Source organism: Paraburkholderia sp. IW21 (genome assembly GCF_041321145.1).
GTDB lineage: Bacteria > Pseudomonadota > Gammaproteobacteria > Burkholderiales > Burkholderiaceae > Paraburkholderia.
In genome coordinates, this window is record NZ_JBGGWA010000003.1 from 428365 (window position 1) to 447173 (window position 18809).

20 protein-coding genes are annotated in these 18809 nt (G+C 63.1%); 7 read left to right on the forward strand and 13 right to left on the reverse strand.

Translation table 11 applies throughout. The annotated features are described in order from the left end of the window. Nucleotides 1–80: 80 nt before the first annotated feature. Nucleotides 81–377: a hypothetical protein gene (locus ACAX43_RS09180; protein WP_370708068.1), complete on the reverse strand. Its 297-nt coding sequence runs from the start codon at nucleotides 375–377 to the stop codon at nucleotides 81–83. A 68-nt stretch (nucleotides 378–445) separates the two neighbouring features. Here ACAX43_RS09180 and ACAX43_RS09185 point away from each other — a divergent pair, with 68 nt between their 5' ends. From ACAX43_RS09185 to ACAX43_RS09205, 5 genes are all read left to right on the forward strand, one after another. Then, entirely contained in the window at nucleotides 446–1573 is a 1128-nt protein-coding gene (locus ACAX43_RS09185; protein ID WP_370708069.1) for a regulator, read from the forward strand. A 16-nt stretch (nucleotides 1574–1589) separates the two neighbouring features. Further along, nucleotides 1590–3296 carry a single-stranded-DNA-specific exonuclease RecJ gene (gene recJ / locus ACAX43_RS09190; protein WP_370708070.1) on the forward strand — a complete coding sequence of 569 codons (1707 nt, stop codon included), beginning with the start codon at nucleotides 1590–1592 and terminating at the stop codon, nucleotides 3294–3296. A 110-nt stretch (nucleotides 3297–3406) separates the two neighbouring features. Continuing rightward, nucleotides 3407–4511, forward strand: a protein-coding gene (gene prfB / locus ACAX43_RS09195) for a peptide chain release factor 2 (RefSeq protein ID WP_370708071.1) whose coding sequence is annotated in 2 segments (ribosomal slippage) — nucleotides 3407–3487 and nucleotides 3489–4511 — 1104 coding nt in all. Because the reading frame shifts where the segments join, the coding sequence is not laid out codon by codon here. Nucleotides 4512–4633: 122 nt separating this feature from the next. After that, the gene (lysS, locus tag ACAX43_RS09200) at nucleotides 4634–6190 is read left to right on the forward strand and encodes a lysine--tRNA ligase (RefSeq protein ID WP_370708319.1); all 1557 of its coding nucleotides are present in this window, start codon (nucleotides 4634–4636) and stop codon (nucleotides 6188–6190) included. 318 nt (nucleotides 6191–6508) lie between these two features. Next, nucleotides 6509–7234 carry a glycine zipper 2TM domain-containing protein gene (locus ACAX43_RS09205; protein ID WP_370708072.1) on the forward strand — a complete coding sequence of 242 codons (726 nt, stop codon included), beginning with the start codon at nucleotides 6509–6511 and terminating at the stop codon, nucleotides 7232–7234. 125 nt (nucleotides 7235–7359) lie between these two features. Here the strand turns inward: ACAX43_RS09205 and iscX are convergent, their stop codons facing one another. From iscX to ACAX43_RS09255, 10 genes are all read right to left on the reverse strand, one after another. Beyond that, the gene (gene iscX, locus ACAX43_RS09210; protein WP_007181290.1) at nucleotides 7360–7557 is read right to left on the reverse strand and encodes a Fe-S cluster assembly protein IscX; all 198 of its coding nucleotides are present in this window, start codon (nucleotides 7555–7557) and stop codon (nucleotides 7360–7362) included. A 15-nt stretch (nucleotides 7558–7572) separates the two neighbouring features. Then, a complete protein-coding gene (gene fdx, locus ACAX43_RS09215) occupies nucleotides 7573–7914 on the reverse strand; it encodes an ISC system 2Fe-2S type ferredoxin (RefSeq protein WP_370708073.1) in 342 nt (113 codons plus the stop codon). Between the two features lie 170 nt (nucleotides 7915–8084). Then, nucleotides 8085–9956, reverse strand: coding sequence for a Fe-S protein assembly chaperone HscA (gene hscA / locus ACAX43_RS09220; RefSeq protein WP_370708074.1), 1872 nt, complete (start codon nucleotides 9954–9956; stop codon nucleotides 8085–8087). A 110-nt stretch (nucleotides 9957–10066) separates the two neighbouring features. Continuing rightward, a complete protein-coding gene (gene hscB / locus ACAX43_RS09225) occupies nucleotides 10067–10594 on the reverse strand; it encodes a Fe-S protein assembly co-chaperone HscB (protein ID WP_370708075.1) in 528 nt (175 codons plus the stop codon). Nucleotides 10595–10761: 167 nt separating this feature from the next. Next, complete coding sequence (gene iscA / locus ACAX43_RS09230) at nucleotides 10762–11085, reverse strand: iron-sulfur cluster assembly protein IscA (protein ID WP_370708076.1); 324 nt, start codon at nucleotides 11083–11085, stop codon at nucleotides 10762–10764. Between the two features lie 160 nt (nucleotides 11086–11245). After that, nucleotides 11246–11659 carry a Fe-S cluster assembly scaffold IscU gene (iscU, locus tag ACAX43_RS09235; RefSeq protein WP_370708077.1) on the reverse strand — a complete coding sequence of 138 codons (414 nt, stop codon included), beginning with the start codon at nucleotides 11657–11659 and terminating at the stop codon, nucleotides 11246–11248. A gap of 79 nt (nucleotides 11660–11738) precedes the next feature. Further along, the gene (locus ACAX43_RS09240; protein ID WP_370708078.1) at nucleotides 11739–12962 is read right to left on the reverse strand and encodes an IscS subfamily cysteine desulfurase; all 1224 of its coding nucleotides are present in this window, start codon (nucleotides 12960–12962) and stop codon (nucleotides 11739–11741) included. 74 nt (nucleotides 12963–13036) lie between these two features. After that, nucleotides 13037–13567: a Fe-S cluster assembly transcriptional regulator IscR gene (gene iscR / locus ACAX43_RS09245; RefSeq protein ID WP_370708079.1), complete on the reverse strand. Its 531-nt coding sequence runs from the start codon at nucleotides 13565–13567 to the stop codon at nucleotides 13037–13039. A gap of 131 nt (nucleotides 13568–13698) precedes the next feature. After that, on the reverse strand, nucleotides 13699–14196 hold the full coding sequence (locus tag ACAX43_RS09250; protein ID WP_370708080.1) for a low molecular weight protein-tyrosine-phosphatase: 498 nt from the start codon (nucleotides 14194–14196) through the stop codon (nucleotides 13699–13701). Nucleotides 14197–14369: 173 nt separating this feature from the next. After that, a complete protein-coding gene (locus ACAX43_RS09255; protein ID WP_370708081.1) occupies nucleotides 14370–14609 on the reverse strand; it encodes a hypothetical protein in 240 nt (79 codons plus the stop codon). A 269-nt stretch (nucleotides 14610–14878) separates the two neighbouring features. Between ACAX43_RS09255 and ACAX43_RS09260 the strand changes: the two genes are divergently transcribed. Further along, nucleotides 14879–15460, forward strand: a complete 582-nt coding sequence (locus tag ACAX43_RS09260) for a hypothetical protein (protein WP_370708082.1) — start codon at nucleotides 14879–14881, stop codon at nucleotides 15458–15460. Nucleotides 15461–15550: 90 nt separating this feature from the next. Here the strand turns inward: ACAX43_RS09260 and ACAX43_RS09265 are convergent, their stop codons facing one another. Both ACAX43_RS09265 and ACAX43_RS09270 read right to left on the reverse strand, forming a co-directional pair. Continuing rightward, nucleotides 15551–16966, reverse strand: coding sequence for a lactate utilization protein B (locus ACAX43_RS09265; RefSeq protein ID WP_370708083.1), 1416 nt, complete (start codon nucleotides 16964–16966; stop codon nucleotides 15551–15553). 82 nt (nucleotides 16967–17048) lie between these two features. Beyond that, on the reverse strand, nucleotides 17049–17771 hold the full coding sequence (locus ACAX43_RS09270; protein ID WP_370708084.1) for a (Fe-S)-binding protein: 723 nt from the start codon (nucleotides 17769–17771) through the stop codon (nucleotides 17049–17051). Between the two features lie 179 nt (nucleotides 17772–17950). On the opposite strand from ACAX43_RS09270, the gene ACAX43_RS09275 reads away from it, so the two are divergent. Further along, nucleotides 17951–18757, forward strand: a complete 807-nt coding sequence (locus ACAX43_RS09275) for an IclR family transcriptional regulator (protein WP_370708085.1) — start codon at nucleotides 17951–17953, stop codon at nucleotides 18755–18757. Nucleotides 18758–18809 lie beyond the last annotated feature (52 nt).

The window sequence follows — 18809 nt, forward strand, 5'->3', positions numbered from 1 at the left end:
AACCGCCTGCCGGCGACCGTGAGCGCCGGGCTCGTGGCGAAAACCGGCCTGCCCGCGCTACCTTTGAGCGGACACGGACGCTAACGCAGGTTGTAATGGCGGCGCAGATCGTTGATGATCCCGGCCGCCTCGCTGCTCGCCACTTCGCGCACATCCGCGTCCTTACGGTCGCGATGCAGGTGGGTGATATCCCAATTGCAGCCGTCCTCGTCTTCGACGGTCTCGTGGAATCCGGTCGGAATCCAGCCGGCCGTGGCCGGGTTGGCGTCGAGCGCCTTGACCACCAGCCCAAGCAGTTCCTGCTCGGTTTTCAGTTCACGCGGCATGTCCGTCTCCGTCGTCATGGGCGCGGTGCCGCCGCGCTCGGCTGCTGCCATCGGGAGGGCCCGGGTGCGGCGCCCGAATCCGCCGATATGGACGGAATACTCGCACTCTTTGCCCTACAATGCGCAGCATCATGCACGCCAACCGTCTTCATCTCCTCCTTCCCTTCGCGCTGCCCGCCGCAGCGGACGCCTCCACCGCCCTGCACGCCATTCAGAGTCCGGCGCTCGACCGGCTGATCGCCCGCGCGACGCTGGTCGAACGGGTGGTCGGCGAGGATTTTCAGCGCACGCTGCCGCACGAGCGCTGGGTGGCGCGCCAGTTCGGCGCCCTTCCCAGCGGAGCAGCCGCCGCCGACGAAGCGCCGCTTGCTCCGTACATGCTGCGCGCCGACGGCGGCGAACCCGGCACCGCGACGTGGGCCTGCGTGCAGCCGGTCCACGTACGCATCGCGCATGACCATCTGGTGCTGATCGATCCGGCCTCGCTCGAACTGTCCGATGACGAAGCCACGGCGCTGCTGGCGGTCGCCCGGCCCTTGATCGAGGAACTCGGCGTGCGCATCGAAGCGCCGCGGCCCGCGCGCTGGTATTTGTCAGGCGACGGCTTCGGCACCCTGGCAGGGGCGTCGCCGTTGCGCGCGAGCGGCCGCAACATTGAAATCTGGCTGCCGCACGAGGCGCATTCCGGCGAACGTTCGCGCGCATGGATGAAGCTGCAGAACGAAGTACAAATGGCGTGGTTCGAGCATCCGGTCAATGAAGCCCGCGAGGCGCGCGGCCTGCCGGCGGTCAACTCGATCTGGTTTCACGCCCAGGGCACGGCGCAGCCCGTGACGAGCCCTTTCGCACGGGTGTTCTCCGACGCGGCGGCGACGCGCGGCCTCGCCATGACTGCGGGCGTCGCGACCGGTGCGCCGCCCGCGTCGTTCGGCGCGCTACCGGCTGTTGCTTCGGGCAGCGCATCCGCAGCCCATGCAAATGCCAACACCAGCGGCACTACGCTGGTCGAACTCGATCCCTTCTCCGCACCCTACATCGAGCAGGACTGGGCACGCTGGAACGACGCCTTCGCCGCGTTGCAAACCGACTGGTTCGAGCCAGCGCTCGAAGCGCTGCAAGCCGGCCAACTCAGCGAACTCGGCCTGACGCTATGCGGCGATACCGGCTCGGTGACGCTCAAGGTCACGCGTGGCGACCTGCGCAAATTCTGGCGGCGGCGCGTGCTCGCCTCGCTCTTCATCGAATGATCCACGGCCTTTCCGAATGACTCGAATCGTTACGCGCGCCGGCTCCCCGGTCGACGCCGAAGTCCTCACCCGCCACGGCCTCCATCCGGTGCTGGCACGCCTGTACGCCGCCCGCGGCGTGTGCATGCCCGATGAAATCGAAACCGGTCTCGCGCGGCTCGTGCCGCCCGCGGGACTCAAAGGCTGCGAAGACGCCGCCGCACTGCTCGCCGACGCGATTCAGGGCAAGCGCCGCATGCTGGTGGTCGCCGACTATGACTGCGACGGCGCCACTGCCTGCGCGGTCGCGGTGCGCGGCCTGCGGATGTTCGGCGGCCAGATCGAGTATCTGGTGCCGAACCGCTTCGAGTACGGCTATGGCCTGACGCCGGAGATCGTCGCGCTGGCCGCCCGCAGCGCGTCGGGCAAGCCGGAACTACTAATCACGGTCGACAACGGCATCGCCAGCGTCGACGGCGTGGAGGCGGCCAACGCGCTCGGCATCGACGTGCTGGTCACCGATCACCATCTGCCCGGCGACGAACTGCCGGACGCGCGCGCGATCGTCAATCCGAATCAGCCGGGCTGCACGTTCCCGAGTAAATGTATCGCGGGCGTCGGGGTGATGTTTTATGTGCTGCTGACGTTGCGCGCGGAATTGCGCCGCCGCGGCGCATTCAACGATGCGTTCCCCGAGCCGCGTCTGGATGGCCTGCTCGATCTGGTCGCGCTCGGCACGGTCGCCGACGTGGTGAAGCTCGACGGCAATAACCGCGTGCTGGTCGCGCAAGGTTTGCAGCGGATCCGCAAAGGCAAGATGCAACCGGGCATCGCCGCCCTCTTTCGCGCCGCCGCGCGCGACGCCCGCAGTGCGTCGGGCTTCGACCTCGGCTTCGCACTCGGGCCGCGCCTGAACGCGGCCGGCCGCCTGTCGGACATGTCGCTCGGGATCGAATGCCTGACCACCGACGACATCGGCCGCGCATGGGACCTCGCGCAGCAGCTCGACACGATGAACCGCGAGCGCCGCGAGATCGAAGCGGGCATGCAGCAGCAGGCGCTCGAGGACCTCTCCGCGATCAATCCCGACGGCGCGACCACCATCACGCTGTTCAATCCGAGCTGGCATCAGGGCGTGATCGGCATTGTCGCCGGACGCTTGAAGGAAAAATTCCACCGGCCGTCGTTCACTTTCGCTCTGGCCAATGACAGCGGCCAGCTCGTCAAAGGCTCGGGCCGCTCGATCTCAGGCTTCCATCTGCGTGACGCGCTCGACCTGATCTCGAAGCGCGAGCCTGGCCTGATCGTCAAATTCGGCGGCCACGCCATGGCTGCGGGCCTCACGATCGCCGCCGCCGACGTGCCGCGCTTCACCGCCGCGTTCGAGGCAGTGGGCCGCGAATGGCTCTCCGAAGAGGCACTCTCGCGCACGGTCGAAACCGACGGCGAACTCGAAGACGCCTACTTCACGCCGCAGTTCGTCGAAATGCTCGACGCCGCGGTATGGGGCCAGGGCTTCCCGGCGCCGGTGTTTTCGGGCGAATTCGACATCGCGTCACAGGCGCTGGTAAAAGACAAGCATCTGAAACTGCAACTCGTGCGCGGCCGCCAGCGCTTCAACGCGATCTGGTTCAACCACACCGAGACGCTGCCGGCGCGCACCACCGTCGCCTATCGGCTGGCGAGCGACACCTGGAACGGCGTGTCGCGGGTGCAATTGATCGTCGAGCACGCGGCGAGCTGAAAAACACAGCAAAATCAATCCCAAACACGCGCCGGATCGCTCAGGAGCCGCCGGCGCGGCGCGCCGATCGGCTATAATTTCCCCTTTTTACGAAGCTATAAAAGATCGACATGGAAGCGGAACGTCTCAACGCGATCGAAGCCTCACTGGCGGACCTGCGCACTCGCGCGGACTCGCTACGGGGGTATCTTTGACTACGACGACAAAGCACTGCGTCTAATCGAAGTCAACCGGGAACTCGAAGACCCGGACGTCTGGAACGACTCGAAGCACGCCCAGGCCCTCGGCCGGGAGAAGAAACTGCTCGACGACGTCGTCGGCAAAATCACCTCGCTCGACAACGATCTGCGCGATGCGCAAGATCTGTTCGAAATGGCCCGCGAAGAAGACGACGAGGAAACGCTCCTCGCCTGTGAAACGGATGCGCAAGGGCTCGAGTCGCGCGTCGCCGACATGGAATTCCGTCGGATGTTCGCGAACCCGGCCGATCCGAACAACGCCTTCCTCGACATTCAAGCCGGCGCCGGCGGCACCGAAGCGTGCGACTGGGCGTCCATGCTGCTGCGCCAGTATCTGCGCTACTGCGAACGCAAGGGCTTCAAGACCGAAGTGCTGGAACAGACCGACGGCGACGTCGCGGGTATCAAGAACGCCACGATCAAGATCGAAGGCGAATACGCGTACGGCTTTTTGCGCACCGAAACCGGCGTGCACCGCCTCGTGCGCAAGTCGCCGTTCGATTCCTCGGGCGGCCGTCATACGTCGTTCTCGTCGGTGTTCGTGTACCCGGAAGTCGACGATTCGATCGAAGTCGACATCAATCCGGCCGATCTGCGCATCGACACCTACCGGGCGTCCGGCGCGGGTGGCCAGCACATCAACAAGACCGATTCGGCTGTGCGGATTACGCACATGCCGTCGGGCATCGTCGTGCAGTGCCAGAACGACCGCTCGCAGCACCGCAACCGCGCCGAAGCCATGGCCATGCTGAAATCGCGCCTGTACGAAGCGGAAATCCGCAAGCGTCAGGCCGAGCAGGACAAGCTCGAAGCCGGCAAGACCGATGTGGGCTGGGGTCATCAGATCCGCTCGTACGTGCTGGACAACAGCCGTATCAAGGATCTGCGCACCAACGTCGAAATCAGCAATACCAAGAGCGTGCTCGACGGCGACCTCGATCCGTTCATCAGCGCCAGCCTGAAACAAGGCGTCTAAGCGCAACCGGCGCGGCATGCATGGCATCGCCGCGCCGTCTCTTTTTACCGCCTGAGGTTTTTTACTGACTGGCCACCCGCATGCGAGCCATCCTGATGCGGGCCACCGAATACCAAATCATCATGACCGAACCGACCCAGCCGACTGCGGCCCAGCCGAATGCGGCCCAGCCAAATGCCGTACCCGAGGTGGACGACAACAAGATCATCGCCGAGCGCCGCGAAAAGCTGCGCGAACTGCGTGAGCACGGCGTCGCCTATCCGAACGATTTCCGTCCCACGCACCACGCTGAAGATCTGCAATCGCAATACGAGCATGCCGACAAGGAAGCGCTCGAAGCGAATCCGCTCGAGGTCGCGATCGCCGGCCGCATGATGCTCAAGCGCGTGATGGGCAAGGCGAGCTTTGCGACCGTGCGCGACGGTTCCGGTCAGATCCAGTTCTTCATCACGCCGGCCGACGTCGGCCAGGAAACATACGACGCCTTCAAGAAGTGGGACATGGGCGACATCGTCGCGGCGCGCGGCGCGCTGTTCCGCACCAACAAGGGCGAACTCTCGGTGCGGTGTACCGAACTGCGTCTGCTGTCGAAGTCGCTGCGTCCGTTGCCGGACAAGTTCCACGGCCTGTCGGACCAGGAAATGAAGTATCGCCAGCGCTACGTCGATCTGATCGTCACGCCGGAAACGCGCAAGACCTTCGTCGCGCGCACCAAGGCGATTTCGTCGATCCGCAAGTTCATGGCCGATGCGGACTTCATGGAAGTCGAAACTCCGATGCTGCATCCGATTCCGGGCGGCGCCGCGGCCAAGCCGTTCACCACGCACCACAACGCGCTCGACATGCAAATGTTCCTGCGCATCGCGCCGGAACTGTATCTGAAGCGCCTCGTGGTCGGCGGCTTCGAGCGCGTGTTCGAGATCAACCGTAACTTCCGCAATGAGGGCGTCTCCGTGCGCCACAATCCGGAATTCACGATGATCGAGTTCTACGCGGCGTACACCGATTACAAATGGCTGATGGATTTCACCGAGCAATTGATCCGCCAGGCGGCGATCGACGCGCTCGGCAGCGCCACGATCAGCTACCAGGGCCGCGAGCTCGATCTGGCCAAGCCGTTCCATCGCTTGACGATCAGCCAGGCGATCCAGAAATACGCGCCTGAGTACACTGACACGCAACTCGCCGACGACGCATTCCTGCGCACCGAGCTGAAGAAGTTCGGCGTGAACGCTTCGCAGCCGCAGTTCCTGAACGCGGGCGTCGGGGCATTGCAACTGGCGCTGTTCGAAGAGACGGCCGAGTCGCAATTGTGGGAGCCGACGTACATCATCGACTACCCGATTGAAGTGTCGCCTTTGGCGCGCGAGTCGGATACGGTCGCCGGCATCACCGAGCGTTTCGAGCTGTTCATCACCGGCCGCGAAATCGCCAATGGCTTCTCGGAGCTGAACGATCCGGAAGACCAGGCCGCGCGCTTCAAGAAGCAGGTCGACCAGAAAGACGCCGGCGACGAAGAAGCGATGTTCTACGACGCCGACTATATCCGCGCGCTGGAATACGGCATGCCGCCGGCCGGCGGTTGCGGCATCGGCATCGACCGTCTGGTGATGATGCTGACCGACAGCCCGAGCATCCGCGATGTGATTCTGTTCCCGCATCTGCGCCGCGAAGACTGATCCTTGCGCTGCTCGCATTAAAGAAATGCCCGGCTCGATGCCGGGCATTTCTTCTTGCAGCGCGTGAAACGCACCGCCTGCCGCCAGCTGACGGTTTGTAACCATCGGTAAAAGGTGCGAGTCGACCACCGGGCTGCCGTTCTCCTCGCCTGCGGCTTCCCCTAAAGAAATCAGGCACCCCGCCGCGCGCGAGGCGCTTTGACGCGACCTGGTCGCGATGATTGCCCGGAAATGGTTACAAATTGAAACCCTCCCGGGATCGATTTCCCCGACACTCGGTCTCAACAACAACCGACTCTGCTCCAGACGGAGGCCAATATGGATAATCCAGATACCAAAACCACGCAACCACGTCGTCTTCACCCACTCGTCGCTACCGCGGCAGGCGCGGTCATCATCGCCAGTCTCGCCGCGACGGCAGCTGTTACGGGCCTGTTCCCGAAGGCGTCGAGCAACGGCGCGCAAACCGATCAGACTCAGGCTGCGCAAGTGACCACGCAACCTGGTGTGGTCGATTCCGCAGCCCCGGCAAATTTGGCCACACAGCAGGCAACCACGCAGGCAGCCGCACAGGCAGCAACGCAACAGGCCGCGCAGCAACAGGCGCCTGAACGCGCACCGACGCCGGCACAGCAACAGCAGTACGCCCAGCAGCAACAAGCCCAGCCGGCGCCGCAGTACGCTCAGCAACAGCCGTCGCAACCGGCTTACTGCTCGACCTGCGGCACGGTCGCCGCCATCTCGGCGGTGCGGCAGGAAGGCCACGGCACCGGTATCGGTGCGGTCGGCGGCGCAGTGGCCGGGGGCGTAGTGGGTAATCAGTTCGGCAGCGGCAACGGCCGTGCCGCGATGACTGTGCTGGGTGCGCTCGGCGGTGGCCTGGCTGGCAACTCGGTCGAAAAGCACATCCGCAGCACGACGTCGTATTCGGTGCGGGTACGCATGGAAAACGGCAAAACGCGCTACTTCACTTATCACGAAGCGCCGCCGTTCCAGCAAGGCCAGCGCGTGCGGGTCGAAAACGGCACGCTCGTGGCAAGCTGACCACTGGCAGCCTGAAATTCTCCAGGCGTTAAAAAGGCGATTCCGATGGAATCGCCTTTTTCTTTGCCGCGGCCGGAGCGGAATCAATCGCGCTGCGCCGCCGGCGTAAAACTCAGTACTTGTGCTCAGTAATCCGCGTCTTCGATCCATGCAGCCTGAATCGCTTCGAGGATCTTTTCGTTCGACCGGTTAGGGTCGTCGTCGAAACCTTCCAGCTCGGTGACCCAACGGTGCAAATCGGTGAAGCGCACCTGCTGCGGATCGATGTCCTGGTGCTTGTCAGTCAGGGCCATCGCGATGTCTTGCGTATCGGTCCACTTCATGGCTGCATCCTCCAGTTAGTGATTTTCCTTCGCGTGATTGATCGAGTAACGCGGAATTTCAACGACCAGATCCTGCTCCGCCGGCACCCTCGCCTGGCACGACAGGCGCGAGGCCGGTTCGAGCCCCCACGCTTTGTCCAACAGATCGTCCTCGTCTTCCTCGGACGGCGTCAAGGCGGCGAAACCCTCACGCACGATCACGTGACACGTCGTGCACGCGCAGGACTTCTCGCAAGCATGCTCGATTTCGATGCCGTGTTCGAGCAGACTGTCGCAGATGCTCTTGCCGGGCACGGCATCGATCACCGCGCCTTCCGGGCACAGTTCGACGTGAGGCAGCACAACGATTTGAGGCATACATTTTCCGTTTGGGTCTGCGGCACGGCTGCCGCAAACAGGCTCCGTACCATTTTACTGGCGCCGCGCGGACTTTTTAAGTCCGCGCCGCGCGAATCCAAATTCCCGGGCGTCCCGGCTGCGGGCGCTCCGGCTGCGGGCTCGGCGCCGCACTTGCGCTACCGCAAGGTTCAGATCTCGTCGAGCTTGCGGCCGGCCAGTGCGCGGCGAATGCCCTTGTTCATGCGGCGAGCGGCGAATTCGTCGGTACCTTCGGCGAGCGCTTGGGTCGCGGCTTCGATCGCGACCACGTCCTCGCTTGCAGCGATATTGCGCAACGCGGCGAGCAGCGTATCGAGTTCGGCCCGTTCGCTGTCGTCGAGCAATTCGGCGTCGGCGGCAAGCGCGGCGTCGGTGGCTTCGACCAGACGCCGTGCTTCGACTTGTGCCTCGCGCAACGCGCGGGCGCGCATGTCGACTTCGGCGGTCGAGAAGCTCTCTTCAAGCATCCTGGCGATGTCGTCGTCGGCAAGACCGTAGGATGGCTTGACCACCACCGACGCTTCCACGCCCGAGCCCTGTTCACGCGCGAACACGGACAGCAGGCCGTCCGCGTCGACCTGATACGTGACGCGAATCCGCGCCGCGCCGGCCGCCATCGGCGGAATGCCGCGCAGTTCGAAACGGGCGAGCGAACGGCAATCGCTGACGAGCTCGCGCTCGCCTTGCACGACATGGATCGCCATCGCCGTCTGGCCGTCCTTGAAGGTCGTGAAATCCTGCCCGCGCGCGACCGGAATGGTCGAATTGCGCGGGATGATCTTCTCGGTCAAACCGCCCATCGTTTCGACGCCGAGCGACAGCGGAATCACGTCGAGCAGCAGCCAGTCGTCACCCTCCGCGCCACGGTTGCCCGCGAGCAGATCGGCCTGGATCGCCGCGCCGAGCGCGACGACCTGATCCGGGTCGAGATTGATCAGCGGCGGCTGGCCGAAAAACGACTCGACTGCGCGGCGGATCACCGGCATGCGCGTCGCACCGCCGACCAGCACCACGCCATTGATGTCCTTCGTGGCGACCTTGGCGTCGCGCAGGGCTTTTTTCGTGGGCCCAAGCGTGCGTTGAACCAGCGCCTGAGTAATGGTCTCGAAAGTGGCCTCGTCGATCGTCAGATCGAGCTGGGTGCCGTTGGCGAGCGTCGCCTGTAGCCTTGCATCAGGCGCATCGGACAGCGCCTCCTTGGTCACGCGCACGTTGTCCAACAGCAGGCGGACGTCTTCCGGTGCGAGCGTGTGCGGCGCGATGCCCGCCTGCTCAAGCACGTGGCGATACAGGGCGTGGTCGAAATCGTCGCCGCCGAGCGCGGAATCGCCACCCGCGGCCAGCACTTCGAACACCCCTTTGGTGAGTTTCAGAATCGACAGATCGAAGGTGCCCCCACCCAGGTCGTAGACCGCGTAAAGACCCTCGGAGCCGTTATCAAGACCGTAGGCGATCGCAGCCGCCGTCGGCTCGTTCAGCAGACGCAGCACGTTCAGGCCGGCCAGACGCGCAGCATCCTTGGTCGCCTGGCGCTGCGCTTCGTCGAAATACGCGGGCACCGTGATGACCGCGCCGACCAGCTCGTCACCGAGCGAGTCTTCCGCACGCTGACGCAGCGTGGCGAGGATTTCCGCCGATACTTCGACCGGGCTTTTCACGCCGTCGACGGTGCGGATCTGCACCATGCCGGGCGCGTCGACGAAATCGTAGGGCGCGTTTTCGGCACCTTCCACTTCCGCCTTGCCGCGGCCCATGAAGCGCTTGACCGACACGATCGTGTTGCGCGGATCGAGCGCGGCTTCAGCCTTGGCCGCGCGGCCGATACGGCGGCCGCCCTTTTCCAGGTAACGCACCACCGACGGCAGCAGCGCATAGCCGTCCTCGTCGGGCAGCACGTCGGGCACGCCGCTGCGCACGGCGGCGACGAGGGAATTGGTGGTGCCGAGATCGATACCGACCGCGAGACGCCGCTGATGGGGCGCCGGCGCCATGCCGGGTTCGGAGATTTGCAGTAAGGCCATCTGGATCTTCTCGGGGCTGCTTTGCCCCGTCCTGAATTTTCGCGTTGCTGGATGTAATGCTACGACTGTTATGGCTGCATTCATGCGCGGCGTCGGCACACGCCGGACCGCTAGTTTTCGAGCCGCTCGATCTGCGTGCCGATTTCCGACGCCACCCGCTCGATGAACATCAATTGCCGGACCGCCTCGCCCGCCGCCTGATTCACACCGCTGTCGAGCAGCGCGCCGAGCTTGTCGAAACGCATGCGCTCTTCGTCGCGCAATTCGATCAGCAAGGCGTCGAGCGCATCGACGTTCTTCGCCGCAGCCGCGTCTTCGATGCCTTCACGCCACTCCATCTGCTGCATCAGGAACGCCGGCTCCATCGCGGTATTGTTCGCCGCGCCGACGTCGATGCCGCGCAGGTGCAGCAGATAGGTCGCGCGCTTTAGCGGATCGCGCAGCGTCTGATACGCCTCGTTAGTACGTGTCGCCCATTGCATCGCGATGCGCTTCTGCGCGTCGCCGGCCGCCGCGAAGCGGTCCGGATGGACCTGCGCTTGCACCGTGCGGTAGGCGTGATCGAGCGCCGATGCGTCGAGCGCGAATTGCGCCGGCAGATCGAACAGGTCGAAGTGGCTGTCGTTCAGCGAGGCCATCGGATAAAAGGAGTCCGTTCAGGAAAACGCACCGGAGTGCAGGCTAAAAACGCGGATCGAAAGAGCAGCAGCGATTCAGCGGTACGTTCAGCGAACCCGATGCGCGGATCAAACTAAAAAGGCGGCCCGCGCCGCCTTTTGTCCGCTGCACGCGGAAATGTTCCAAGTTACACGCGGAACGACTCGCCGCAACCGCACTCGTCCTTTACGTTCGGGTTGTTGAACTTGAAGCCTTCGTTCAACCCTTCGCGTGCGAAGTCGAGTTCTGTGCCGTCGATATAGGCGAGGCTCTTCGGGTCGACAATGATCTTCACGCCGTTGCATTCGAACACTTCGTCTTCGGCCGCGAGTTCATCCACGTACTCGAGTTTGTAGGCCAAACCCGAGCAGCCGGTCGTGCGCACGCCCAAGCGCAACCCGACGCCCTTGCCGCGACGAGTCAGATACTTCTGGACGTGCTGTGCTGCCTTTTCGGTCAACGTAATTGCCATAGCGTTTCTCATTGCCCCGCGCGTGTTCGGCATTCAAATGCCTCCTGACGCACTGCTACCCTGCCTGCACCAAATATCGCTCAAGCCAGGTGGCGCTTTTTTACCTGCACCGCCCGCTTCGAGTCACTCCACTGCGCACTCACCCGCGCTCGACCACCGCTTAAGCGTGTTGCTTGTCGCTTTCGACGACAGCTGCGCCATGGCGTTGCTTGTAGTCGGCGACCGCTGCCTTGATTGCGTCTTCCGCGAGAATCGAGCAGTGGATTTTCACCGGCGGCAGCGCCAGTTCTTCGGCGATCTGCGTGTTCTTGATCGTCATTGCCTGGTCGAGCGTCTTGCCCTTCACCCATTCGGTGACGAGCGAACTCGACGCGATCGCCGAACCGCAGCCGTACGTCTTGAACTTCGCGTCTTCGATGATGCCGTCCGCGCCCACGCGGATCTGCAACTTCATCACGTCGCCGCACGCGGGCGCGCCGACCATGCCGGTGCCGACTGCATCGTCGTCCTTCGCGAAGGAACCGACGTTGCGCGGGTTTTCGTAGTGGTCCAGAACCTTGTCGCTATAAGCCATGATGACACTCCTTGATCCGTTTCAACCTGCTAATTGCAATTCGATGAGTTCGACGTTGCTTCGATATCCTGCCGGCGCGTCAGTGCGCTGCCCATTGGATCGTCGAAATATCGATCCCGTCCTTGTGCATTTCCCACAGCGGCGACAAGTCGCGCAGCTTTGAAATCTTGTTCTTCAGCAGGTTGATCACGTAATCGACATCCTGCTCGGTCGTGAAGCGGCCCACCGTGAAGCGGATCGAGCTGTGCGCGAGTTCGTCGTTACGGCCCAATGCGCGCAGCACATACGACGGTTCCAGCGAAGCCGACGTACAAGCCGAGCCCGACGACACCGCCACGTCCTTCACCGCCATGATCAGCGATTCGCCTTCGACGAAATTGAAGCTGATGTTCAGGTTGTGCGGCACACGCTTTTCCATGTCGCCGTTCACATAGGTTTCTTCCATGTCCTGCAAGCCGCGCAACAGACGGTCGCGCAGCATACGGATACGTTCGTTTTCCGTCGCCATTTCTTCGCGCGCGATACGGAACGCTTCACCCATGCCGACGATCTGGTGTGTAGCCAGCGTGCCCGAACGCATGCCGCGCTCGTGACCGCCGCCGTGCATCTGCGCTTCAATACGGATACGCGGCTTGCGACGCACGTACAGCGCGCCGATACCCTTCGGACCGTACGTCTTATGCGCCGAGAACGACATCAGGTCGACCTTCAGCTTTTGCAGATCGATTGCGATCTTGCCGGTGGCTTGCGCGGCGTCGACGTGGAAAATGATGCCCTTTTCCCGCGTGATTTCGCCGATCGCTTCGATGTCCTGGATCACACCGATTTCGTTGTTCACCGACATGACCGAAACCAGAATCGTATCCGGGCGCAGCGCGGCCTTGAACTTTTCGAGGTCGATCAGACCGTCGTCTTTCACATCCAGATAGGTGACTTCGAAGCCTTCGCGTTCGAGCTCGCGGCAGGTGTCGAGCACAGCCTTGTGCTCCGTCTTCACCGTGATGATGTGCTTGCCCTTGCTTTTATAGAAGTGGGCGGCACCCTTGATCGCGAGGTTGTCCGACTCCGTCGCGCCCGAGGTCCAGATGATTTCGCGCGGATCAGCGTTCACCAGCGCCGCGACGTTCTCGCGCGCTTCTTCAACCGCACGTTCCGCAGCCCAGCCATACGAGTGGCTGCGCGATGCGGGGTTGCCGAACTGCTCGCGCAAGTACGGAATCATCTTGTCCACCACACGCGGATCGATCGGCGTCGTCGCGCTGTAGTCCATGTAAATGGGCAGGTGGAGAGTGTCGTTGTTCATCAATTGCTCCGGGGACGTCATTGCTCTGGCTTCTGGGTTCTCTATCAGGCGGCGGTACATTCAGATTGCCGCGCCTAGGAACCGGCCATGTTGAAAACAGAATTTGGCCCTTTCGGCACGACGCGGGCGGGTTCGACCGCCGGCGCCTCATTGCGCCGGTCGCGCAACACCGCCGGCACGCCTTCGCGCGAACGCTGCTGATCCACCAGATCCTTCAGGGAGACCGAATCCAGGTACTCGACCATTTTCTGGTTCAGCGTCGACCACAATTCGTGCGTCATGCAGTGGCCGTCGTGCTGTTTGGTGCCCTCGCACGAGCCCTTGCCACCGCATTGGGTGGCGTCGAGCGGCTCGTCGACCGCGATAATGATGTCGGCGACGGTCACATCTTCAGCGCGGCGGGCCAGATTGTAGCCGCCGCCCGGTCCGCGCACGGACTCGACGATTTCGTGACGACGCAGCTTGCCAAACAACTGCTCCAGGTAGGACAGCGAGATGTGTTGGCGCTGGCTAATACCCGCAAGCGTCACCGGGCCCTGCTCCTGGCGCAGTGCCAGGTCAATCATCGCCGTGACGGCGAAACGACCTTTCGTAGTGAGTCTCATAGGGTGTGGGAACCGCAATTCTCGACAAGTTTGGTCAAGTATAAATACATGACTGAATTAGTCAAGTATCCCTACCGTGATTTGGGTCATTTGCTTAATTGCTAGATAAGCCGAGCGCTGCCCGGTCGGACTTATGCCATCAATTGGGGACGCAACGCTGCGATCAGACCTCGACAGGCTGCTTCGCATTGATCCAACACCTGCTCGAAACCTTCCGCGTCTCCAAAATACGGATCGACGACTTCACGGGCGCCCCCCCAACGGCTATCCGCTTCGGGCACGAACTCCATCAGCAGGCGGATTTTGTCGCGCTGCTCCGCCGGACAGGCTTGGCGCAGTGCGGCGACGTTTTTGTCGTCCATCGCGATCAAAAGATCGAAACGCTCGAAATCGGCTGCCGCGATCTGGCGTCCGCGCAAGCCGGCCAGTGCATAACCGCGACGGCCTGCGGCATGTTGCGCGCGGTCGTCAGGCGGCTGGCCGATGTGCCAGTCGCCCGTGCCGGCGGAATCGATCAGGATGCGCTCCGCGAGCTTCGCCTCAGCGACCAGATGGCGCATCACGCCTTCCGCGGTCGGCGAACGGCAGATGTTCCCGAGACAGACAAAGCAGATGGACACGGTTTTCATCAGAGGCTTTTCAGACGCTAAGCGCGGGCGAATCGGCAAGTTAGGAAACGGTGCCGCGATTATACAAAGCTCGGCCAAAACGCGCCGCACTCCGCATTGAACCGGCCGGGCGTGGTCCCGACTCTCCGGCCGGAGCAATGTGTGCGCGGCGGTGTGCGACCCTGTTGCGCTTATCAAGATGCTTCGGCCACCGGCATGGCCGTCACGGCACGTCTGGGTTTGGCCGGCAGCGTTGGGCCGCTGTCAACCATGCCATACGAGACGGCGCGCGCCAGTTCTGCGGTCAGTTGCCCGGCAGCCAGCGGGGCTTGCGACGCGCGGGAAGCGGCGTCGCCGCGAATATGCAGAGAGGCCGCCACGGCAAGCGGCACAACGATGGCAAAGGGCCAGTACACCGATATTATCTTTTTCATGATGTCGTTTCGTCCGATTAAGAGCTCATGAGCTTGCGACCCACTATGCCTATTCGACATGCTATAGAAATTCGCAATCGGGAAAAACCCATCGGCGCGAGATACAGCGTTGCGTTGGAGGGCACATTCATTGACGATTTCGCCGCACAGGACATTGGGATGGTCCTGGCACGGAAAAGAAATCCTTACAAACACATACAAAGCTGGTGCGACGGTTAGCGATAATAGCTGTCTTACAGAGACATAAAATTCTCGCACGGGTCCACCAAATGAAACGATTCGCTCCACTCGTCGGACTCGCGGTCGCTGCCTTGCTCGGCGGCTGCGCAGTCTATCCGGACGGCACGCCGATGTACGGCAACGGTTACAGCGGCTATGACAGTTACGACGGCTACGCCACCGGCGTGCCGGTTGTACCGCAAACCAACGTCTACATGGGCTATGGCAACTACTCGGGCCCGGGCTATTACGACGGGCCGGGCCGCTACTCTGGGCCGGGACCGGGTTATCGAGGTTATCCGGGTTATCCGGACCGGGGCCGGCCGAATAACGGCAATCATGGGAACAACGGCGACCACGGCGACCACGGCGACCACGGTGACAATGGTGGCAACGGTGGCTGGCACGGTCAGCCAAACGGCGGCGGCGCACGTGGAGGACCTCCGCCTCAAGGTGCCGTTGGCGGACCACGGGGGCCGAGTGGATCGAATGCACCGCGTCCGGGCGCCGGCGGTCCGCCACCGCCCCCGCCGCCACAGCAGGCGGGCAATAGCAATGGGCGCGGCAACAGAGGTAACGCGCCGGCCATAAACCCTTCCGGCCGACAGCCCGGTGGAATGTCGGACCACTAATCTCACCCAGAGGGCCCCGGCGGCAGGCGGGGCCAGTTCGCGCCATGCTCCGACAGTCACGCCAATATGACGCCAGCGCGCCCCGCCTGCTCAGCCGATATGACTGCGTTGCGCGGCGTACAGCTCTCTGAAGGTGCGGCCGACCGGCGCCGGCATATCCCGCGTATTGGTCCAGCCTGCACCGCCCAACGGCAGCTTCGCGATCGAACGATTTCGCCCGCCCATTCGCTCCAGCACGCGAACCGCTAGCTTGGTGAACAGCGCATAAGCCTCCGGGTGCAGCGCGAGGAAACCCCACACCGCCAGCCCCGCCCGCTCGCGCCAAGGCCGTAGGTGCCGCTCCACTTGCTTCTCGCGCAACTTGCGCAGCAGATCGGACAGTGGAATTCCTACCGGACATACGCTGTTGCACTCGCCGCACAAGGTCGCGGCCTGAGGCAGATCGAGCGCCTTATCGATTCCCACGTAGCTCGGCGTCAGCACCGATCCCATCGGCCCGGGATAAACCCAGCCGTACGCATGACCGCCCACTTTCTGGTACACCGGGCAATGGTTCATGCAGGCGCCGCAACGGATACAGCGCAGCATCTCCTGGAAGTCGCCACCGATCAGCCCCGTGCGCCCGCCGTCGACCAGCACGACGTACATGTGCTCAGGACCGTCCTGATCCCCCACGGCGCGCGGCCCCGTCAGCACGGAAAAATAGTTCGACGTCGCCTGGCCGGTTGCCGAGCGCGGCAACAGACGCATCGCCGTCGCCAGATCTTCCAGGGTCGGCAAGACCTTCTCGATGCCAGTGACCGCAACATGCACGCGCGGCATCACCGTACACATGCCCTCGTTGCCCTCGTTCGTGACCAGCACCACAGAACCCGTCTCCGCCACCACGAAGTTGCCGCCCGTCACGCCCATGTCCGCGGTCATGAAGTGCGGACGCAGCATCTCGCGCGCTTCCCGCGTCATGTCGGGGATCTCGGTCAGGCGCGGCCGGCCGTGCGTCTTCGCGAACAGATCGGCGATCTCGTCCTTATCTTTATGGACCACCGGCGCGATGATGTGGCTCGGCGGTTCGTTGTCGTTGATCTGCAGAATGTATTCGCCCAGATCGGTTTCGATCGACTGAACGCCCATCTGCCCGAGCACTTCGTTCAGGCGCATTTCCTCGGTGACCATCGACTTGGTCTTGATCACCTTTTTCACATCGTGCCGGCGCGCAATATCGCCGACGAGGCGCGCGGCCTGGTGGGTCGTCTCCGCGAACAGCACCGTAACGCCGCGCCGGGTCGCTTCGCGTTCGAAGGTTTCAAGCCAGACGTCGAGATTCTCCAGCGCGCGATCGCGGCGCTCCTTCAGCGCGGCGCGGGTGGCGGGAAAATCGATCTCGGTAATGGCCGCGGCGCGGGCCGACACGAACTTGGTCGACAGTTTGGTGAGGTTCTGCTGCAGACGCTGGTCGGCGAGCTTCTGGCCCGCGCGGGCCTTGAATTGCATCGTTTGGACTTGCATGGCGGCCTTGAGCGTGTTCCATATGAAGTGCGCGAATGGGATGCGCCGAATGAAGTGCGCGGCTTGGCGTACGACCGCGCCTTTACGCGTCGCCGGCCAGCACCTGGGCGATGTGTAGCACGCGGGTGGTGGTGTCGCCGGTGCGCCGCAAGCGGCCTTCAATATTGAGCATGCAGCCGAGGTCGCCTAGCACCACCGCGCCGGCGCCGCTCGCACTGATATTCGCGCATTTCTCGTCGACGATCACCGTCGAGATGTCGCCGTACTTGATCGCGAAGGTGCCACCAAAGCCGCAGCAGTGCTCGCAATCCTTCATTTCGGTCACTGCCACGCCAACCTGGGCGAGCAGCGCGCGCGGCTGGGCCTTGACGCCGAGTTCGCGCAGCCCCGAGCAGGAATCGTGGTACGTCACCTCGCCCGCGAACTCGCGCGGCTGTAACTGCACCTTGGCCACATTGACAAGGAAATCGGTCAACTCGAACACCTTGGCTCGCAGCCGGCCGAAGCGGTTCATCAGTTCAGGATCGTTGGCGAACAGGTCGCCGTAGTGCGCGCGGATCATGCCGCCGCACGAACCGGATGGCACCACCACGTAGTCGAACTGTTCGAATTCACGCAAGGTTTTCTCGGCCAGATCGCGCGCGATGCGCCGGTCGCCCGAGTTGTACGCGGGCTGCCCGCAACAGGTTTGCGCGGGTGGGACCACCACCTCGAAACCGGCGCCTTCGATCAGCTTGATGACCGAAAAACCGATCTCCGGACGCATCAGGTCGATCAGGCAGGTAACGAACAATCCGACTCGCATGAGCCCTCCTCGGGGAAAACGTGCCTGATTATCCGCTGTTTGCCGCACAATACCAACGGCCGGAAGGCATAGGACGAATGCCACGTTAAATTGGAATAGGCGTTCCAACCGCTTTCCTTCTTTTCACAATACGGGATACAATCAATTTCCGCTGTTTGACGCGTCAACCGATTCCTCCCATGAGCGATACGAACCCGGATCCCAAAACGTCGATCCAGGTGATCGAACGCATGATGCGCTTGCTCGACGCACTCGCTGCGCATAGCGACCCGGTCAGCCTGAAAGAACTCGCCATCCGCACGGAGCTGCATCCGTCCACCGCGCACCGCATCCTGAACGATATGGTGATGTGCCGGCTGGTCGACCGGTCGGATCCCGGCACCTACCGTCTCGGTATGCGCCTGCTCGAACTGGGCAATCTGGTGAAGGCGCGGCTGTCGGTGCGTGACGCGGCGCTCACGCCGATGCGCGAACTGCACCGTCAGACGGGGCAGACGGTCAATCTGTCGGTCCGTCAGGGCGACGAGATCGTCTACATAGAACGCGCCTATTCCGAGCGCTCCGGCATGCAGGTGGTGCGTGCCATTGGCGGCCGGGCGCCGCTGCATCTGACCTCAGTGGGCAAGCTTTTCCTCGCCGCGGACGAATCGACCCGCGTGCGGGCGTACGCCACGCGCACCGGCCTGTCCGGCCACACGCAGAACAGCATCACCGATCTGACCAAGCTGGAGCGGGAGTTGTCGCACGTGCGCCAGCAAGCCTGCGCGCGCGATAACGAAGAACTGGAACTGGGCGTGCGCTGCATCGCAGCCGGGATTTACGACGACACCGGCAAGTTGGTCGCGGGTCTCTCGCTATCAGCCCCGGCGGACCGCTTGCAGGACTCGTGGCTTGGGCAACTGAGTCAAACGGCACTATTGATTTCCGCGTCGCTCGGTTATCGGCCGCAAGCGCCGCAGGAGCATACGCATTCCCACCACGCATAAGCCGCTGGTTGCTTCTCCGGCTCAAGAAAAAAGCCTCGCAGATGCGAGGCTT